Genomic DNA, 19,251 nt, shown 5'->3' with positions numbered 1-19,251 from the left:
CACTAATATAATAACACCCTATCCTCTAGCTTGACAAGAATTCTGTTTTCAAAATCCTCTTTTATATTTTTTGCAGCTAGAAAAATTTCCCCATTATTTTCTATGGAAGCGTGGGCAAATTTTTCATAAGCCGAAATTCTCTTCTCTCTTAATTTTTTTAGGTCTTTTTTGTAGTCAAGAGGTCTTCCTAAAACTTTTAATTTTTCAGTATCACGGTCAAGAAAATACACTAGAGAATTTTCCCTTAAAATCTCAAAATTTTCTTCTCTTGTAACAATGCCTCCGCCAGTAGCAATGACAGAATATTTTGTTCTTAAAAATTTTCTTGCAAGTTCAGTTTCTAAATCCCTAAATTTTTCTTCTCCAAAATTTATAATATAATCCTCTGGACTTCCGTAAATTTTTTCAAATTCTTCATCAAGGTCTATAAAAGTTCTTTTCATAAGCTTTGCAAGAACCCTGCCCACAGAAGTTTTGCCAGAACCAGGCATGCCTATTAAAACAATATTTGTTTCTAAAAGACTATGGGCAATCTTTTGTAAGTCCTTACTCAAATCAAAAATTTTCTTATAAATCTCTTTAACATAGGGAGAAAAAATTTCCCCATTAAAGGAATTTAAAATTTCTTCCTCTCTTTTTAAATTTTCTATGGGAAGATTTTCTATCTTTTTTAAGGCACCAATTTTGTAAGATAAAATTAGCCTATCTTCCAATAATTTTAAAAGTTTCTTGTCTATTTCATTTATTTTTTCTCTAAAATTTTTCATATTCCATCCTATCAAGAAGGGCAAGAGATGCCAGTGATTCTACTGCCGGAAGAACTCTTAGACCAATACAGGGGTCATGTCTTCCTTCAATTTTTATAGTTTTTTCTTCAAAGTTATTAAGGTATATGCTTTTTTGTTCAAGACCAATAGAAGGTGTTGGTTTAAAGGCTGCCCTAAAAATAAGATCCATGCCGTTTGTTATGCCCCCTTGAATGCCACCGCTATTATTGGTCCTTGTTTTAACATCCCTTCCCTTAAAATAAAATTCGTCATTATTTTCCGAACCCCTTAAAAGACTTCCATTAAAACCTGAGCCAAATTCGAGACCTATGCAAGCGGGAAGAGCAAAGATATAGGAAGCAAGTCTTGCTTTTAAAGAATCAAATAAATTTCCTCCTAAGCCCCTTGGAAGACCTATAATTTTGCAACCAACAGATGCACCAATGGAATTTTTTTCTGTCACTAGGGCTTTCAAAAGTTTCTCACATTCAAAAATTTTCTTTTCATTTGCCATAGGTATTTCTCTTGTCCTTAGCCTTAAAAAACTTTCCTCTGAAATGTCATCTGTCTTTTGGTCAAAAATATTCCCTAGACTAGCCAGATGGGAATAGATTCTAATATTTTTTCTTTCAAGTTCCTTTAGGGCTATAAAACCTGCCGCACAAATAGGAGCGGTTAATCTCCCAGAAAAATGTCCTCCCCCTCTGGGATCATTAAAGGCTTTATATTTAACAGAGGCTGTATAGTCAGCATGTGAGGGCCTTGGAATATTTTCTAGTCTTTCATAGTCCCTAGAATTTTGGTTCTTATTTTCTATAATAAAAGCTAGGGGAGCTCCTGTAGTTTTTCCTCTGTAAATGCCTGAAATAAATTCTACCTTATCCTCTTCAAATCTTTTGCTTGTGAAATTTTTTCCAGCCTGTCTTCTTTTCATAAAGTTTTCAAGTTCTTCAGCCCTTATTTCAAGGCCTGGCCTTAAATTTTCTAAAAGTCCTCCCACATAGGGTCCATGACTTTCACCAAAAAGGCTAAATTTTATTTTATTTCCTATTGTAGACAATTTTTCCTCCTAAACTTTCAAAGTCTTTAAAAAAATCGGGGTAGGATTTATTTATGGCATCTGCCCCAAGAATTTCCACCTTATCTTTGCATATTAGTGAACCAATGGCAGCGGCCATAACAATTCTATGGTCATTAAAAGAATTTACCCTTCCTCCCCTTAGGGGGCCAGAAATTTCAAGGTCATCTCCTAAAATTTTTGCCTTCCCTCCAAGATCATTAATCATTTGGCAGACAGATTTCATCCTATCAGATTCTTTGAATCTTAATCTTTTGCAATTTATAAGATATGATTTTTCTTCCCTTGAAGCTAATAAAATTGATAAGATAGGGCCAAGGTCTGGGCAAGAACTTATATCAATATTCCCAAATTCTAAAGATTTATTATTAGAAATTTTTATATTTTCACCATATCTTAAAATATCGCAGCCAAAATTTTTTAAGATGTCTAAAATTTTTTTATCGGCTTGAAGGGAATTTATTGATAGATTTTTTAATTCTATATTTGAACCTAAGGCTCCTGCCACAATAAAAAAGGCTGCGTTTGACCAGTCGCCTTGGATTTTTAAATCTTTTCCACCAGAAATCTCTCCCCCCACTATCCTGTAAAAATTTTCTCCCTCAAAAACTTCCACTCCAAATTTTTTTAATAAATCTATTGTAAGATCAACGTAAGCTTTTGATTCTAAGGCTGAAGTTAAATAAATTTCTGTTTTCTTTGGGCTTGCCCCTCCGGCAAGTAAAACTCCTGATATATATTGGGAACTTATGGTCCCAGGAAATTTAAAAACTCCTCCCCTAAATTCACCCCTTACCTCAAGGGGAAGTCTTTGGTCTGAAAAAGAAAAGCCATTTTTTTCAAGTTCAAAAATAAGGTCTTTTATTGGCCTTGCTGCCAAAGATTTCTCTCCACTATAAAAAATTTTTTCTGCAAAATATCCCCCAAGGGGCAAAAGAAGTCTTAAGCTTGAGCCTGATTCTCCTAAATATATATTGGCAAGGCCCTTTTTTCTTCCTTTTTTTATAAAAAATTTATTTCCCTTCCTTGAAATGTCAGCTCCAAAATTTTTAAGGGCATTTATAGTAACTAATATATCTTCTGATAAATCTTTTATTTCTATAGAATTTTTTTCATCGGCTAGGGCAGATAAAATTAAAAGTCTGTGGGCCATGCTTTTTGAATCTTTCGCCCTAATTTTCCCCCTTAATTTACTAGGCTCTATTAAAATATTCATAAATTCTCCTTAAAAAACTTTAGGCTTTCATCTAAACTTAATTGGCCAGGAGCAGACTTTTCTCCTAAAGATACAAAAGTCATATCCACTCCTAAAATAGGCCCTAAAAGTCTTGTAGCTTTCCCATTTTCTCCCATGGCAAGAATTATTAGTTTTTTCTTTGTTTCTTTTTTATAAACTTTTATTAGATCTAAAATTTCTCTACTATCGTCTTCATTTTTTGCCATAACTGCAATTTTTAGGATATCAAAAGCTTCCCTTTCCATTTCCCTTAAAATTTTTAAAAGAAAGTCCTTTGATGGAGTCCCTAGAAAATTGTGGTATGAACCAATGGCCAAAAGCTTTTTTTTGTGGATTTCATTTAAAAGATTAATCCTTGAATTTTTAGGTAGAGAAAATTCAACATCAAAAATTAAATCTAAGTCATTTTTTAAAATATATTTTATTAAAAAAGAAAAATAGGGAAAGGGCAGGGGATTTTTACCGCCTTCTTCACATGATCTAAGGGTAAATAAAAGAGTTTTCCTCCCAATAATTTCATTTAATTCAAAAAGAAGCTTTAAAATCTTTTGGGGATCATAAAAAAACTTGTAAAAATCAGCTCTCCATTCAATAATATCAAGGCTACTTTCCCCTAAGATTTTTGCCCTTTCAAGAATTTCTTCATCAGTTTTAGAAGTTATGGGTCCAATGAAAAGTGGAATTTTTTTATACATGAGCCTTTAAAATATCTACAAGGTTTTGATCTAAAACCGCAATTGTTACATCCATATCATTATCCCTTAAAAAACCTTTAATGCTTCTAAGAGCAACAATAGACGCATCTTTTATGGGATAGCCATAAATTCCCGAAGATATTAGGGGAAAGGCTATAGATTTTAAATTATTTTCCTTGGCAAGTTTAAGAGAATTTTTATAGGCATCATATAATAATTTTTCTTCATTGAAATTTCCTCCCCTATAAATGGGTCCTGCCGCATGAATAATGTGCCTTGCCTTTAAATTGTAGCCACCAGTCATAACTGCTTCTCCAGTTTTTATCGGAGCAAGTTTTCTGCACTCATTTGCTAGTTCACTTGAAGCGGCAGCTGCAAAAATTGCACCGCAAACTCCGCCTCCTGGGCTAAGAGATGTGTTCGCTGCATTTACTATTACATCTACATCTAATGAACAAATATCTCCAAGAAAAATTTTAAGTCCCATTTTTCCTCCTTTTAAATTAAAAAATGCTATAAGTCTTATAAAGAATTATAGCACGAAAAAATTTATTTAATTATTAATTTGACCGTATTTTTTTAAAGTTGATGCCTTATAAATATGGATAGAAGTTAATAAAATTATAAGGCCAATTGGCACAACAAGAAAATTAATTCCTATTAAGCCTGCAATGAAAAATCCAAGGGCCGCTGAAATTCCACAAATTATTGCATAGGGCAGCTGACTTTGGACATGGGCAATGTGATCACAGCCTGCTCCAGCTGAAGAAAGAATTGTTGTATCAGAAATTGGTGAGCAGTGATCTCCAAAAACTGATCCTGAAAAAATAGCAGCTAAAACTATAACTAAATAATCCATAGTATTTGTTTCCATTAAAATTGGCACAATAATTGGTACTAAAATTCCAAAAGTTCCCCAAGCTGTTCCTGTCGAAAATGAAAGGAAGGATGCAACAACAAAAATTATAGTTGGTAGTAACCACATAGGCATTTGTGAATCTGAAATTTTTGAGGCAATATATCCTCCAGTATTTAAATATTCCGAACTTGTAATTCCGCCAATGGTCCATGCTAAAGTTAAAATTACGATGGCAGAGATCATAGATTTCATACCTTCAACAATTCCTGACATAAATTGATTGAAAGTTAAAAGCTTTCTAGGTATATACATGACAAAGGAAACAAAAAGACCGGTAACTGAACCTATTACTAAAGATAAGTTTACATTGGCATTGCCAAAAGCTTCTGCTGGGCCTGCTCCTTCTAAAAATCCACCAGTTTTTAACATCATTAAAAGAGTTACGGCAATTAAAACCAAAATTGGCACAACAAGGTCATAAACCTTTCCGTCCTTTGAATGAACGTAACCAATATCATCCCGACCTTCTTTTCTTGATGTGTCATTTCTTTCATATTTTTCCATAATTCCTATTTCAGATTTAGAAAAACAAAAATAGGAAACACAGAAAATAGTTAAAATTGCATAGGCATTAAGGGGAATAGTCCTTAAAAAAACTCCCATGGGATTTTCTACACCTGATTCACCAATTATAGCAACAACAGATGCCGCCCATGAAGAAATGGGGGCCATAATACAAACTGGCGCTGCCGTTGAATCTATAATTTGTGCAAGTTTTGCCCTTGAAACCTTATTTTCATCAATAATTGGTTTCATAACTGCTCCAACTGTTAAACAGTTAAAATAGTCATCTATAAAAATTAAAATTCCTAAAATTACTGAAGCAAATTTTGCGGAACTCTTACTTTTTATTTTCTTGCTTGCCCATTTTCCATAGGCGAAAGAACCGCCTGCCATATTAATTACCATGACAAGAGAGCCGAGTAGGGACAAAAACATAATCATTAATGAATTGTCGCCAAGCTTTTGGCCCATAAGAGTAAAAACTTCTTCAATGCAGGCAATAAAATTACCTCCTGTAAAAATTAAACCTCCTGCTAAAATTCCAAGTAGTAGTGACGTAATAACTTCTTTTGTTATAAGTGCCAAAATAATTGCAATAATTGGCGGAAGTATTGTTAAAAATCCAAATTCCATTTCAATCTCCTTTATAAATATATCCTATTTTAAAGTATAAATGTGTTTTTTTCAAGGATAAAGGGCTTTTTTATCTATTTATTTTATACAAATAAAAAAACGAGGACCTTTCCCCGTTTAATTCTATTTAACATACATACACCTCACGGCATTTAAAACTGCCAGTATTGTTACGCCAACGTCAGCAAAAATTGCTGCCCACATATTTGCTAAACCTATGGCTCCTAAAAATAGTACAAAAACTTTAATACCTATTGAAAAATAAATATTTTCCTTAACAATTCTTAAACATTTTTTGGAAATTTTTATACCCTTTGATATTTTTAAGGGATCATCATCCATTAAAACAACATCTGCAGCTTCAATTACAGCGTCAGAACCCATAGCTCCCATGGCAATTCCAATGTCTGCTCTTGACAAAACAGGAGCATCATTAATTCCGTCACCAACAAAGGCAAGCTTTTCTTTTTCTTGTGACTTCTCATCCAAAAGTTTTTCAACAATTTTAACCTTATCTTGAGGCAGAAGGTCTGCATAAATTTTATCTATGCCAAGTTTTTCCGCAACGCTTTGGGCAACTTCTTTTTTATCACCCGTAAGCATTACAGTTTTCTTAATTCCATTTTTCTTTAATTCTTCTATGGCCTTTCGTGAATTTTCTTTTAATGAATCTGAAATTACAATGTGGCCTGCATAAGATCTATCAATTGCAACATGAATTATTGTTCCTGTTTTTTCACAGGGGTGCCAAGAAATTCCAAGGCTATCCATTAAGTTTTCATTTCCCACATAAGAAATTTTCCCATTGATTTCAGCCTTAACTCCATTTCCTGCAATTTCCTTAATTATTTTTACCTCACAGTCATCAGCTTCGCCCGGATAGGCCTCTCTCAATGACTGGGCAATTGGATGAGTTGAATATCTTTCAACATGAGCCGCTATGTGGAGTAGTCTTTGTTCGTCAGTTTCTTCTGGATGGACAGCCGTTACTGAAAAAGTTCCTTTGGTTAAGGTTCCAGTTTTGTCAAAGACCAAATATTTTGTCTGCGACAAAATTTCCATAAAATTTGAACCCTTAACTAAAATTCCTTCCCTGCTCGCTCCTCCAATTCCCGTAAAAAATGATAGGGGGATGGAAATGACAAGGGCGCATGGGCAGGAGATGATTAAAAAGGTAAGCCCCCTATAAATCCATTGTCCCCAAAGGGGATTTTTTTCCATTGAAATCAAAACTAGGGGCGGAATTAATATTAAGGCTAGAGCCACAAAGACCACAATTGGTGTATAAACCCTTGCAAATTTCGTTATAAAATTTTCAGATTTTGATTTTCTTGAACTTGCATCTTCAATAAGCTCTAAAACTTTTGAAACTGTTGACTCACCAAATTCTTTTGTAGTTTTTATTTTTAATAATCCGTCTAAATTTATGCAGCCTGAAATTACATTTGAGCCTTCCCTCACATCTCTTGGCATCGATTCGCCTGTGAGAGCTGATGTGTTAAGAGCTGCCTTACCATCAACAACAATTCCGTCAATGGGGATTTTTTCTCCCGCCTTAACTATAATTATTGTTCCAACTTCAACATCGTCAGGATCAACCCTGATTAACTTTCCCTTTTCTCCTTCTAAATTTACATAATCAGGAGCAATATCCATTAGGTCTGCAATTGATTTTCTACTTCTTCCAACTGCATAGGACTGAAAAAATTCTCCTATTTGATAAAAAAGCATAACGGCTATTGCTTCTAAATAATTCTCGCCTTCATAGAGGGCAAGAATAATTGCACCAATTGTTGCAATGGACATTAAAAGATTTTCATCAAAGGGCTGCCTATTTTTTATGCCTTTAAAGGCCTTTAAAAGCACGTCATGGCCAATAATTAAATAGGGAAGCATGTAAAGGGCAAAACGCACCATCCCCCTAAGCTTTATAAAATGAAAAAAAATTAAAAGGCCAAGGGATAATAAAATCCTCACAAGATTTTTCTTTTGTTTTTTATCCATAATTTTTAAATGTATACTTCGCTATCAGCTTCAACTTTTTTGCAGACTGATCTAACTTCTTCCATAACAGATTTTTGGTCAGCATCCTCTTCAAAATCAACTTTCATTTTTAAAGTCATAAAATTAATATTTACATCTTTAATTCCCTTAACTTTTTTTGCTTCAACTTCCATTTTGTCAGCACAAGCTGGACAATCCACTTCAATTTTATATGATTTTTTCATGATAACCTCCAAATATTTTTATTTAAATGTTTAAGAGAAGCTTTGTTCAATTAAACATATATTTAATTGTTGCTTTGATTATAGGACTTATATAAAATTTTGTCAACAATCATAAGGCTAAATTTATGAAAATATTAAATAATTTTTTGCTAAATAAAAACGACTTGCATTTATAGATAAAATGATAAATAATTAATGGTAAATAATAATTAAATTTTATGACAAAGCTATTTAAATATATATTTTAACGAAAGGATATATTATGGAAAATAAAAAACTTCCCCACCACCATAAGGACAATGAAAATGAAATTTTTTCTTTTTTAATAGAAGCTGAATTGGCAAAAAATATTTCAAAAATTTTATCAAAACTATCCGACCCAACAAGGCTTGCAATTTTTTATCTCCTCTCCCAAAAAGAGGAGTGTGTCATAAATATTGCAGCCCTTATGAATATGACAAGCCCTGCCATTTCTCATCATTTGAGAATTTTAAAGCTGGAAGGGCTTATAACTTCAAAAAGACAGGGCAAAGAAATGTTTTATAAGGCAGCTGATAACGACCTTAGCAAATTTTTAATAAAAATCATAGAAAATGCCCAAAACTTAATGGTCAAAAACCTATAATTATTTTATAAGACCTATGAAATTCTTGGCTTCCTCTTTTTTTTCATCCAAGTAATTTTCTAGGTCTTTTATAATTTCCATGGCTCCATAGGGATTCATAAAATTATAAGTTCCCATCTGTACGGCACTTGCACCAGCCATTAAAAATTCAAGAACGTCCTTATATGATGTTATTCCCCCAAGACCAATAATTGGAATTTTTACATTTCTATAAACTTCATGGACCATTTTAAGAGCAAGGGGTTTTATTGCTGGCCCTGAAAGTCCTGCGTAGTCATTTTCAAAGACATTTTTTCTTCTATCAAAATCAATTGCCATGCCAAGAAAAGTATTTACAAGACTAAGTCCGTCTGCTCCTCCTGCTTCTGCTGCCTTCGCAACTTCAATAAGATTTGGAGCGTTTGGCGAAAGTTTTACTATTAATCTTTTTTTTGTAACTTTTTTTACCCTTGATACAACATCAAAACATGGGTCCCATGCCATGCAAAAGGCCATGCCGCCTTGATGAACATTTGGGCAGGAAATATTTAATTCTATAAAAGAAAAATCATAGTCATTTAAAATTTCTGCTCCCTCAACATATTCATCTGCTGTATTGCCACCAAGATTTACAAAAATTTCAGTCCCAAGTTTTGTCATCTTTGGCAAGTAGGACTTTACAAATTCTTCCACCCCTGGATTTTCAAGGCCAATTGAATTTAAAATTCCAGAAGGGGTCTCCCAAATTCTAACTCCAGGATTTCCCGCCTTGGGATATCTTGTGATTCCCTTTGAGGAAATTCCTCCCAAAATTTTTGGATTATAATAGGATAAAAATTCTTCCCCATAGCCATAAGTCCCCGATGCCATAATTAGGGGATTTTTTAATTTTATGCCGCAAAATTCAATTTCAGATCTATTCATAAATATCTCCCCCCCTAAAAACAGGTCCTTCCTTACAGGATCTTTTCCTTCCATTTTTTGTATCAACTGAACATGAAAGGCAAGCCCCCAGTCCACAGCCCATTCTTAAATCAAGAGATACAAAAATTTCTGACCCATGATTTTTTCCACACTCATAAACTTTTTCCATCATAATATTTGGCCCGCAGGTATAAATTAATTTGTGGTTTTTAAAATCTATAAGATCAGTTATAAATCCACCCTTTTTAACCCTTAAATCAATATCAAGATTTTTAAATAAATTTTCAAGACAAAGATTTTCATCTTCTCCTATATAAAAAGTAATTTTTGATTTTGGATTTTTTTCTTTAATTTTCCTTGTAAGATAATAAAAAGGAGCAACACCAACGCCGCCTCCAACCATAGCAAGATCAGAATCAGGTAGGTCAAAACCCCTTCCATAGGGGCCGAAAATTTTTATGTCATCTCCAGCCTTTAAAGACCTTAACATTTCTGTGCCCCTCCCAATAACTTGGTACAGAAATTCAAGACCCTCATCTTCATTAAAAATAGAAATTGGGCGGGAAAGAGTCGGATAGTTTTCCCATGCCCTTAACATAAAGAATTGTCCAGGCGAAACTTTTTTCGACTCTTCCACTTTTAATAAATAATAATTTTCATCGACTTTTTTATTATAAATAACCCTTGTCATTTTAAGCCATAGGTGCAAACTGTATCGCAGTACTCACACCTATATTCCTTTCTTTCCTTATTGTATAAATAAAATTTGTGGCCAGCAAGATGCCTTTCAGTATTGGAAATGCACCTAGGATTGTGGCAATGAAGTATTCCGTCAACAAGATCAGGAAGTTCATTTTTAAATTTTTTTATTCTCTTTCCATCCTCAATATAATTTACAGTAATATTTGGGGCAATAAGACCTAAAACTGTAAAATCAATTTGAAAGTCTGTTTCAATTTTTATTAAATCTTTTTTCCCCATTGATGAGGATGAAATATTTTGCATAAGTACAACTGTATCTTCAATTTCATTTAAATTTAGAGCCTTATAAATTTCAAATCCAGCTCCTGACGAAATATGATCTAAAACTATTCCTTTTTTAATTTTTGAAACATTAATCATTATACCAACTCCAATAAATATAATATAAGTGCCATTCTTCCATACATGCCCATTTTCATCTGTTCAAAATAAAAGGCTCTGGAATCTTTATCCACAAGAGGCGAAATTTCATTTACCCTAGGCATAGGGTGAAGAATCATCATATCATCTTTTGCTAAACTTAATTTTTCAGGATCTAAAATATAAAAATCCTTTAATCTTTCGTACTCATCTGAAGAAACAAATCTTTCCTTTTGAACTCTTGACATATATAAAATATCAAGACTTGGAATAGCATCTACCAGAGATTCAGTTTCATCATATTTCTTTAAAAAAGACTTGAAAGGGTCAGGCATTTTTAATTCCTTAGGTGAAATAAAGGTAAAATTAATATCCTCATAGCGATTAATTGCCCTCACCAAAGAATGGATTGTCCTGCCAAATTTCAAGTCTCCACAAAAACCTATATTTAATTTTTCAAAGGATCCCTTGTGCCTTCTAATTGTAATTAAATCGGCAAGGGTTTGAGTTGGATGAAGGTGTCCCCCATCTCCTGCATTAATTATTGGCATAGTAGACACAACTTTTGATGCAAGACTTGCCGCCCCTTCTTTAAAATGTCTCATAGCACAAATGTCAGAATAATTTTCAACAGTATTAATTGTATCAATAAGGGTTTCGCCCTTTGTTGTTGAAGTTGCATTTGCATCTGAAAAACCAATAACTCTGCCGCCAAGCCTATTCATAGCTGCTTCAAAAGAAAGACGAGTTCTTGTTGAAGGTTCAAAAAAAAGACTTGCTAATAATTTTCCCTTTGCCCTATCTAAAAAATCAACAGGACTTTCGATAATATTATCAGCCAGTCTAAATAATAAATCATATTCATCTAATGTTAAATCTAAAGGATCTATAAAATGTTTCATACTTCCTCCTTTGCTCTTACATATATTATCCGATATGGAAAAGTTTGTAAAGAAATTTATAAAGAAATTTTTAAAAAATTTTTTAAATCTTTTGGAAAAAATAAAAGAGCCGGAAATGCCGGCTTCAAATTTTTTAGTGAAGGTCCATTGCTGATTCAGGAAGAGTTTGTCCTCCATCAACAATAATTGATTGACCAGTTATATATTTTGCTTCATCACTAGCTAAAAATAAGGCTGCATAGGCTATGTCATAAGCTGTGCCAAGTTTTCCAAGAGGAATAATTGCTTCTTGATCCTTAATATATTTTTCTCCTAAAACATCTTCCATGCCAGGAGTCATAATATTTCCAGGTTCAACTGCATTAATGTTAATTCCAAGAGAAGAAAGTTCAAGAGCAGCCGTTTTAATAAATCCATTAACTCCACCCTTAGATGCACTGTAATGAGCTAGACCTGGATTTCCAACCCTAACTCCTGTGATTGAAGAAGTGATAACAATGTGGCCGCCATCTTTTAAATAATTCATTGCTTCCCTTGTATTTAAAAATACTCCCTTTAAATTAATGTCAAGAACCTTATCCCAATCCTCAACAGTCATATCCTTAATTCTAGTTTGAGGATAATAACCTGCATTTAAAACTGCAATATCAAGTCCGCCTAAAAAATCTACAGCTTCCTTAAATAAATTTTTTGTATCCTCTTCACTTGCCACATCAGATTTAATAAATTTTACCTTGCCCTGGCAAGAAGAAAATTCCTTACAAGTTTCTTCTCCTCTTTCAATATTTCTTCCAGAAAAAACAACATTTGCCCCTTCCTTTAGAAAAACTTCAACAATGGCCTTGCCAATGCCCTTGCTACCACCAGTAATTAAAATATTTTTACCCTTAACTGAAAATGCCATAAAATCCTCCTTATATAAATATTTTATTAAACAAATTTAAAATTTAGCTTACTTACTATTTACCACAAAAAAGAAAAAATTACTCTTAAATTAAAGAAAGAAATTTTATTATTTCACTTATTTTTTTAAAAGGCAAAGGGCTTCAAGATTTTTTGTTCTTGGAAACTGGTCAAGGGTCTTTAGTTTTTCTATCCTATATCCCCTAAAATTAAAAACTTCAAGGTCCCTAACCAAAGTCTCAGGATTGCAGGATATATATAAAACTTCATCTGCTCCAAAGGCAATTATTTTTTCAAGAGCCTTGGGATGTACTCCAGCTCTCGGCGGATCTAAAATAATAATATCTGGAATAAAATCTAAATTATCAAGTTCCTTTAAAACGTCACCAGCTATAAAATTCACGTTTGTAATTTCATTAAGCCTAGCATTTTCACGAGCAGAATCCACAGCCTCCTCAACAATTTCAATGCCAAGGGCTGATTCGGCAGCCTTTCCAAAAATTTGTGTAATGGTCCCAGTGCCAGAATACAAATCAAGAACTTTTTTGCCCTCTAAATTTTCTATCATTTCCCTAGCCATTCGATATAAAATTTCTGCTGAATAAGAATTTGTTTGAAAAAAGGAAAAGGCGGAAATTTTAAATTTCAGTCCCAAAATCTCCTCAATGCAATAGTCCCTTCCATATAAAACTTCAAAGCCCTCTTTTATAATTGCATCGCCTTCAGAATCATTTATTGTATGCACAATACCCACAACCTGAGCCTCAAGTTTAAGAGATAATATTTTTTGTACATAGGATTTTAAATCTAAATTATGGTACTTAACAGTCACAAGATTTATTAAAAGCTCCCCAAAATTTGTCCTTCTAATTGCAAGATGCCTTAAAATTCCGCTATGATTTCTCCTATTAAAAAAGGGAACACCTTTAAAAAATTCTCTTGTTTCTTCCCTGATTATATTAAAATCTTTGTGGCAAATTCTGCAGTATTTTGTATTCACAATTTCATAAAACCTATTTTTCTTGTGAAGCCCTAAAGCTAAATCCGACCCCAAAAACTCATCCCCAAAAGTATATTCCATTTTATTTCTATAATTTTCATAGACAGATGAGGGAACAAGATCAAAATCTCCTTCATAGGGAAGATTAAAAAAAAGTTTTTCCAAAAGTATCTTCTTATAGGAAATTTCATTTTTATAAGTCATGGCATCAAAAGTGCAGCCTCCACATTCCAAATGAGGGCAGGAAAAGCCGTCTTCCCATGGGCTTCTTTCAAGAATTTCCAAAAGTTTTGCCTTATTTCCCCTTCTAACTTTTGCAGAAACTCTTTGACCTTCAATTCCGCCCTTTATATGATAATTTTTGCCATCTGCTGTAAATTTATTTTTACCGGAGAAATTCCCTTCAAAAATTTCGCCTTCAATTATAGTTTTCTTCATATTCCACCCATATTCTCTAAATCATATTTCTTAAATTATAGTATAATATAAAATGGTGATAAAATGAAATATATGCTTATTTTATTAAATATAATTTTGGGGCTTTTAAGTTTTTATGTCCTAATAAAAAATAAAAAACCTTCTCAAAAACTCCCAAGTGAAACTTTGAACTTAAAATATTACCAGGCAGGATTTTTTATAAGAGGAAAAAATGAGAGCCCTAATATAATTTTAGCCAGTATTGTGAAATTTTTAGAAAACGAAAATATAAGCTTAGAAAAAAAGGACTATGTAAACTCAGCTGGCAAAAATCGTGAAAATTTTATTTTGAAGACTCAAAATAAAAAGGACCTTGATAGGGCAGAGGAAAAATTATTTGACCTCCTCTTTTCCTTTGAAAATCCTTTAACTACAAAAAAATTAAATTACTTAAGAATAAATGATGCCTATGAATTTAATGGAGCTTTTGAGGGATTTTTGGATTTTTTAGAAGAAGAGATGCAAAACTTGGGCCTTGTAAATAAAGACACAAAACAAAAAAAGATATACTCCCTTTTATTTCTCGCCCTTTTTGACCTGAATCTGTCCCTAATTTCCCTATCCTATAAAATTTACCTTGGAATTTTTCTCTTTATTTTCGCCCTGCTACTTGTTTTGATGACCATAAAAAGAATGGGTGCCTACCCACCAAAAGGCATGACAACTTATAATTACTATAGAAAAATGGCAGAAGACATGAAAAAAGAAAAAAATCTATCCATGGACCAAAGCCTTTACGCCCTATCCTTTGGAATAAATATTGAAGAACTTGTTAATAAAAATAATAAGTTAAAAAAATATGAAGAATTTTTAAAAAACTTTAAAGAATCAATAGTCGGCAAAAATTCAATACTTAATATATAACGAAAAATCTCTATATAAATTTTTTCATGAAAAAGCAGAACAAGCCTATATTAAATTAGGTCTGTCCTGCTTTTTCTATTTTTTATTTTTTATTCTGCAAATTATTATTTTCCCCTGTCCTTTTATTTCTACTTCCTCGTTTTCAAGCTCTAAGCAGGAAAATTTTGGAAACTCTTCTCCATTTATCTTTAAATCTGAATCATAGTTAAATATTAGTCCAAGATCTTTAAAGTATGTTTTGTAATTACAAATGTTTAAGGCTTCCATATCTCCTTCAAGACCTTTTTTGTAAATTAAATTAAAATCTCGTAGGTCTCCTGATGAATAGGTTTTTGCTTTGCCATCAAAAAATAATATTTCAAATGGGCTTAAATTAAATTTATAATCATCAACTGAAATTTCCATTTTATTATCTAGGGGGCAGATAAATCTATAAAAATCATCATAGGATGTATATGCTGATTTTTCCAGTTCGCAGCTTGCTGTTGAAATTCTGAAGTCAAAATTTTTCTTAGAAACATCTGCTTCTTTGGGATAGATAAAAACTTCAGATGTCACTCCTCCTGCCCATTTTGATTCCTTAAAATCTTCTTTTTTTATTATTTTCATTTTAAGTCCTCTAATAAATCTTTTAATTTTCCTGAAACCTTATATTTAGTTGAATGAAGACTCTTTATATCCTTTGCGCCAAGTAAAAGCATAATTATTTTGGCCTTGTAAATTAAATTTGCTATATATTTTAGGGTGTATTCTATGCCTCCGTGAACAAGATAAGATAAAATTTCTCCTGAAATTGCTACAGTGTCTGCACCAATAACAAGGCTTTTAACTAGCTGTAAGGAATTTTTCACTCCACCTGATCCTATAATATTTAAATCTTTTAGGTCTAGTTTTTTTCCTTCTATTATGGCAAGTGCTGTTGGGATACCCCATGAATATAGTTCTGAAAGGTCTGAATCTGGTGTTCTTAAATTTTCTATTTCAAAAAAATTAGTACCTCCAAAACCTGAAAGGTCAACATTTCTTACCCCAACATCATAAAGTCTTTTTATAACGTCTGCTGAAAGTCCAAAGCCCACTTCTTTAACAACAACGGGAACTTCGAGGCCCTTTACAATATTTTCTATATTTGTAAGGATGTTTCTAAAATTTCTGTCCCCTTCTGTCATTGCTAGTTCTTGAGCTGGATTTAAATGAATTTGGAGACCATCTGCAGAAATCATATCAACGGCTCTTTTTGCATCTTCAAGAGTAGCCATTCCGTTTAAATTTCCTAAAATTATTCCATCTTCGCAAACTTCTCTAACAATTTTAAAAGACTGCGCTGAATCTTCTTCTTCCAGGGCGATTGTTTGAGAACCGACTGCCATGGGAATGTTAAATTCTTTGGCAACTTCTGCCAAATGCATATTTATTTCTTCAGCAAAATCACTTCCGCCTGTCATGGCATTAATCATTAAGGGAAAATTTATATGCTTTCCCAAAAAATCCGCTCCTGTGTTTATTTCTGAAAAGTCAATTTCCGGCAAGGAATTGTGGTACAAAAATATTTCATCGAAAAGTGGATCACTAACATATGTTGAACGCAAATAATTTTCTATGTGTTCTCTTTTTCTATATTTTCTCATCTTTTCACCCCTTATTTATATCATTATGATAATATCATTTTTACAAATATTTTACAATATTGTAAGATTTATAAATAATAGGAAAGGCTCCTTCCTATTTTTTTTGTATCATGTCTTATGAAAGAATTTTTTATTTCTATAAAATTATTTTCAATTAATTTTATTTTCCTATCCTTTAAAAAATTTTTGTCTTCGTCCTTTGCAAAAATTGGGAGGCTTTCTTCATATTCATAATAATTTTCGAAGATTTTTTCCTCTCCCCTATAATTATTTGCCAAAACTATATCAAAAATTCCCTTGTAGGAATGGCCTTCTAATGCCAAGATATGATCTTTTAAAGTCATGCCAAGAGTTTCTCCTCTTTGGGTCATAACATTTGCTATATAAACTTTTTTAGCTTTGGATTTTTTTAGGGCATCGAGTATACCCTTAATAATTAGATTTGGAATTATAGATGTGTATAAAGAGCCGGGACCAATTATTATTGTATCGGCATCTTCAATTGCCTTTATGGCATCTTTATTTGCCTTTGGAATTTTTGGCATCATAGTAATTTTTATTATTTTTCCATTTAATTTGTAGGCCATTTTGGGAATTATAGATTCTCCAACAATCTTATCTCCTGTTGAAAGTTCAGCCACAAGATGTGTGTCTGTTAAAGTTACTGGTATAACCCTTCCCGTTATGTCAAAAACATTTCCCATATAATAAAGGGCCTTGTCAAAAGATCCATAAATATTATTTAAGGCCGCAATTATAATATTGCCCACATTTTGCCCTTCTAATGATCCCTTATCAAAGCGATACTGTAAAAGTGCCTGCATTAAGGGTTCAGTATTTGAAAGTGCAACAAGACAGCTCCTCACATCGCCTGGCGGAAGCATTTTATATTCTGATCTCAAAATGCCGCTTCCCCCGCCGTCATCAGACATGGAAACTATGGCTGAAATATTTTTTGTGTAGTTTTTTAATCCTTTTAAGATGGTAGAGATTCCTGTTCCTCCACCAATAACGCATACTTTTTTATTCATTAGTATCTTTTTAAATCCCTATGGGTCAAATAAATATTTTTATAATCCTTGGAAAGAATTTTAAAAAGTTCTTCACTTATGACAACTGACCTGTGAAATCCGCCTGTGCAACCAAGACCAATGGTTAAAAGGGTCTTACCTTCTTTTATATAAAGAGGAATTAAAAATTTTAATAAATCTGTTAGCTTATCTAAAAAAATTTTTGTAACTTCCCACTTTAAAACGAAATCTCTCGTGGCCTCATTTTTGCCATTTAAATTTTTAAGATCACTTATATAATAGGGGTTTGGTAAAAATCTAACGTCAAAAATTAAATCTGCATCCTTTAAAATTCCATTTTTATAACCAAAAGATGTAAGCTGAATTGTTATTTCATCTTCAAAATCCCTATTTAAAAAAGTTAATATCTTTTTTCTAAGGTCCTTTGTGGAAAATTCAGAAGTATCAATAATAAAATTTGCTTTTTTCCTAACTTCAGAAAGTCTTTCTTTCTCCATATGATAGCCTTCTAAAATTGACCTATTTAAAGGATGGGGTCTTCTTAATTCCTTGTATCTTGCAATTATTACATCTTCCCTTGCTTCAAGAAAAATTATTTTATAATTTACATTTAAATCCTTAATTTCTTCCAGAGCCTTGAAAAAACTTTCAAAAAATTCTCCACTCCTTAAGTCCATAACAGCAGCAACTCTATGGACGTCCTTTGATTCCTTTGCCATTTGGCAAAATCTAGGCAAAAGTTCGGGAGGCAAATTATCCATTGAATAATATCCTAAATCTTCAATTATATCAAGGGCCTTACTTTTTCCGGACCCACTCATTCCTGTTAAAATAATTACTTCTATATCACTCAATTATTTTTACTTCCCTTTCAAGATTTACCTTAAATTTATCATAAACTGTCTTTTGAACAATTGCTATAGTTTCTAAAATTTCTTTTGCACTTGCATCTCCATAATTTATAACAAAGCCGCAGTGTTTTTCTGAAACACCTGCATGGCCGTGTCTAAATCCCCTTAAACCAGAATCATCAATTAATTTTCCTGCAAAATATCCTTCAGGTCTTTTGAAAGTTGAGCCTGCTGATGGATAATTCAAGGGCTGCTTATCCCTTCTTCTTGTGTCAAAATCATCCATCTTATTTTTTATACTTTCCCTATCTCCCCTTTTTAGGGAAAAAGTTGCTGATAAAACTAAAAATTTTTCTTCAGAAACTCTTGACCCTCTATAGGCAAAGTGCATTTCATTTCTTGAAAATTCTTTAATATTTCCATCCTTATCTAAAATTTTTACAGATTCAATAACATCCTTCATCTCTCCGTCATAGGCTCCTGCATTCATGGTAACTGCACCGCCAAGACTTCCTGGAATTCCATGGGAAAATTCAAGACCTGTAAGGGAATTTTCATAGGCAGCTTGAGCAATATCTTTTAAGGATGCTCCGCAAGCTGCTTTTAGTTTTTCTCCTGAAATCTCTATTTCATTTAAGGCCCCCTTTAGGAAAATTACAATCCCCCTATAGCCTTCATCTTTAAAAATTACATTTGTGGCATTTCCTAAAATATAATATCTATAGGAATTTTCACGAATTTCTTTAATAAGCCTTATTAAAGACTCTTCGTTCCTTGGCTTTATAAAAAGATCTGCTGGGCCGCCGACCCTAAAGGAAATATGATTTTTCATCTCTTCCATGGGAAAAAAATCTCCCAAGGATTTATTTAACTTATATTCCATT

The 19,251-nt window shown here is 32.7% G+C and carries 21 protein-coding genes; 2 read left to right on the top strand and 19 right to left on the bottom strand.

The features are described from left to right. Positions 1–2: 2 nt before the first annotated feature. From BQ4446_RS03105 to BQ4446_RS03070, 8 genes are all read right to left on the bottom strand, one after another. Entirely contained in the window at positions 3–767 is a 765-nt protein-coding gene (locus BQ4446_RS03105; protein WP_071026576.1) for a shikimate kinase, read from the bottom strand. Next, positions 754–1,827, bottom strand: a complete 1,074-nt coding sequence (gene aroC, locus BQ4446_RS03100; protein ID WP_071026574.1) for a chorismate synthase — start codon at positions 1,825–1,827, stop codon at positions 754–756. Before aroC ends, BQ4446_RS03105 begins: the two co-directional genes overlap by 14 nt. Beyond that, complete coding sequence (aroA, locus tag BQ4446_RS03095; RefSeq protein WP_071026572.1) at positions 1,808–3,061, bottom strand: 3-phosphoshikimate 1-carboxyvinyltransferase; 1,254 nt, start codon at positions 3,059–3,061, stop codon at positions 1,808–1,810. The genes aroC and aroA overlap by 20 nt, the downstream gene beginning before the upstream one ends. Next, complete coding sequence (gene aroD, locus BQ4446_RS03090) at positions 3,058–3,777, bottom strand: type I 3-dehydroquinate dehydratase (protein WP_071026570.1); 720 nt, start codon at positions 3,775–3,777, stop codon at positions 3,058–3,060. Before aroD ends, aroA begins: the two co-directional genes overlap by 4 nt. After that, positions 3,770–4,264: a macro domain-containing protein gene (locus BQ4446_RS03085; RefSeq protein ID WP_071026568.1), complete on the bottom strand. Its 495-nt coding sequence runs from the start codon at positions 4,262–4,264 to the stop codon at positions 3,770–3,772. Before BQ4446_RS03085 ends, aroD begins: the two co-directional genes overlap by 8 nt. A 66-nt stretch (positions 4,265–4,330) precedes the next feature. Then, entirely contained in the window at positions 4,331–5,833 is a 1,503-nt protein-coding gene (locus tag BQ4446_RS03080; RefSeq protein ID WP_071026566.1) for a Na+/H+ antiporter NhaC family protein, read from the bottom strand. Between the two features lie 123 nt (positions 5,834–5,956). Then, positions 5,957–7,837: a heavy metal translocating P-type ATPase gene (locus BQ4446_RS03075; RefSeq protein ID WP_071026564.1), complete on the bottom strand. Its 1,881-nt coding sequence runs from the start codon at positions 7,835–7,837 to the stop codon at positions 5,957–5,959. A gap of 5 nt (positions 7,838–7,842) precedes the next feature. Further along, positions 7,843–8,061 carry a cation transporter gene (locus tag BQ4446_RS03070; RefSeq protein WP_071026562.1) on the bottom strand — a complete coding sequence of 73 codons (219 nt, stop codon included), beginning with the start codon at positions 8,059–8,061 and terminating at the stop codon, positions 7,843–7,845. Positions 8,062–8,323: 262 nt separating this feature from the next. Between BQ4446_RS03070 and BQ4446_RS03065 the strand changes: the two genes are divergently transcribed. After that, positions 8,324–8,686, top strand: coding sequence for an ArsR/SmtB family transcription factor (locus BQ4446_RS03065; protein WP_071026560.1), 363 nt, complete (start codon positions 8,324–8,326; stop codon positions 8,684–8,686). Here BQ4446_RS03065 and BQ4446_RS03060 read toward each other — a convergent pair whose 3' ends face one another. From BQ4446_RS03060 to rlmD, 6 genes are all read right to left on the bottom strand, one after another. Next, entirely contained in the window at positions 8,687–9,589 is a 903-nt protein-coding gene (locus tag BQ4446_RS03060; RefSeq protein ID WP_071026558.1) for a dihydroorotate dehydrogenase, read from the bottom strand. Continuing rightward, the gene (locus BQ4446_RS03055; RefSeq protein ID WP_071026556.1) at positions 9,582–10,280 is read right to left on the bottom strand and encodes a dihydroorotate dehydrogenase electron transfer subunit; all 699 of its coding nucleotides are present in this window, start codon (positions 10,278–10,280) and stop codon (positions 9,582–9,584) included. Before BQ4446_RS03055 ends, BQ4446_RS03060 begins: the two co-directional genes overlap by 8 nt. Next, the gene (locus BQ4446_RS03050) at positions 10,277–10,711 is read right to left on the bottom strand and encodes an aspartate carbamoyltransferase regulatory subunit (RefSeq protein ID WP_071026554.1); all 435 of its coding nucleotides are present in this window, start codon (positions 10,709–10,711) and stop codon (positions 10,277–10,279) included. Before BQ4446_RS03050 ends, BQ4446_RS03055 begins: the two co-directional genes overlap by 4 nt. Then, positions 10,711–11,613, bottom strand: coding sequence for an aspartate carbamoyltransferase (pyrB, locus tag BQ4446_RS03045; protein WP_071026552.1), 903 nt, complete (start codon positions 11,611–11,613; stop codon positions 10,711–10,713). Before pyrB ends, BQ4446_RS03050 begins: the two co-directional genes overlap by 1 nt. A 133-nt stretch (positions 11,614–11,746) precedes the next feature. Beyond that, positions 11,747–12,517 (bottom strand): SDR family NAD(P)-dependent oxidoreductase, encoded by a 771-nt coding sequence (locus BQ4446_RS03040; protein ID WP_071026550.1) that lies wholly within the window; start codon positions 12,515–12,517, stop codon positions 11,747–11,749. Between the two features lie 117 nt (positions 12,518–12,634). After that, entirely contained in the window at positions 12,635–13,954 is a 1,320-nt protein-coding gene (gene rlmD / locus BQ4446_RS03035; protein WP_071026548.1) for a 23S rRNA (uracil(1939)-C(5))-methyltransferase RlmD, read from the bottom strand. 63 nt (positions 13,955–14,017) lie between these two features. Here rlmD and BQ4446_RS03030 point away from each other — a divergent pair, with 63 nt between their 5' ends. Beyond that, the gene (locus BQ4446_RS03030) at positions 14,018–14,857 is read left to right on the top strand and encodes a DUF2207 family protein (protein ID WP_071026546.1); all 840 of its coding nucleotides are present in this window, start codon (positions 14,018–14,020) and stop codon (positions 14,855–14,857) included. A gap of 75 nt (positions 14,858–14,932) precedes the next feature. Here BQ4446_RS03030 and BQ4446_RS03025 read toward each other — a convergent pair whose 3' ends face one another. From BQ4446_RS03025 to murB, 5 genes are all read right to left on the bottom strand, one after another. Next, positions 14,933–15,466 (bottom strand): HutD family protein, encoded by a 534-nt coding sequence (locus tag BQ4446_RS03025; RefSeq protein ID WP_071026545.1) that lies wholly within the window; start codon positions 15,464–15,466, stop codon positions 14,933–14,935. Continuing rightward, positions 15,463–16,485, bottom strand: coding sequence for a type 2 isopentenyl-diphosphate Delta-isomerase (fni, locus tag BQ4446_RS03020; protein ID WP_071026543.1), 1,023 nt, complete (start codon positions 16,483–16,485; stop codon positions 15,463–15,465). The genes BQ4446_RS03025 and fni overlap by 4 nt, the downstream gene beginning before the upstream one ends. A gap of 68 nt (positions 16,486–16,553) precedes the next feature. After that, a complete protein-coding gene (locus BQ4446_RS03015; protein WP_071026541.1) occupies positions 16,554–17,516 on the bottom strand; it encodes a gluconeogenesis factor YvcK family protein in 963 nt (320 codons plus the stop codon). Beyond that, positions 17,516–18,361: an RNase adapter RapZ gene (gene rapZ, locus BQ4446_RS03010; protein WP_071028286.1), complete on the bottom strand. Its 846-nt coding sequence runs from the start codon at positions 18,359–18,361 to the stop codon at positions 17,516–17,518. The genes BQ4446_RS03015 and rapZ overlap by 1 nt, the downstream gene beginning before the upstream one ends. Position 18,362: 1 nt before the next feature. Next, entirely contained in the window at positions 18,363–19,250 is an 888-nt protein-coding gene (gene murB, locus BQ4446_RS03005) for a UDP-N-acetylmuramate dehydrogenase (protein WP_071026539.1), read from the bottom strand. Position 19,251: the final 1 nt, after the last annotated feature.

The organism is Peptoniphilus raoultii, assembly GCF_900099555.1.
Classification (GTDB): Bacteria; Bacillota; Clostridia; order Tissierellales; family Peptoniphilaceae; genus Peptoniphilus_A; species Peptoniphilus_A raoultii.
The sequence above is the reverse complement of the archived record's forward strand: the minus strand, read 5'-3'. Positions and strand labels throughout refer to the sequence as shown.